The organism is Pseudoalteromonas sp. SIMBA_162, assembly GCF_046535955.1.
Taxonomy (GTDB): Bacteria; Pseudomonadota; Gammaproteobacteria; order Enterobacterales; family Alteromonadaceae; genus Pseudoalteromonas; species Pseudoalteromonas marina.
The window spans coordinates 1-251 of record NZ_JAWJBQ010000827.1; the positions used below are offsets into that span (position 1 = coordinate 1).

A 251-nucleotide genomic window follows, 5' to 3' on the forward strand; every position below is an offset into this window, starting at 1 on the left:
CTGCAATGCACAACGGGGCCGTGCCAGAAGGCACGACCCCGTTGCAAGTTACCTCTGCGATGCTGGGCGTTGAGCCCCTCACATCACAGGCGATTACTGACCCTTGATCTCTTTCAGGCCGTTGTAAGCCACGTCACCCAGCTGCTGCTCGATCACCAGCAGACGGTTGTACTTGGCGACACGGTCAGAGCGGCACAGAGAGCCGGTCTTGATCTGGCCAGCACAGGTACCGACGGCGAGGTCGGCGATGG

1 pseudogene is annotated in these 251 nt (G+C 61.0%); it reads right to left on the bottom strand.

The features are described from left to right. Positions 1-93: 93 nt before the first annotated feature. Positions 94-251: pseudogene (eno, locus tag R0J88_RS21995) on the bottom strand (phosphopyruvate hydratase); the annotation flags it as partial.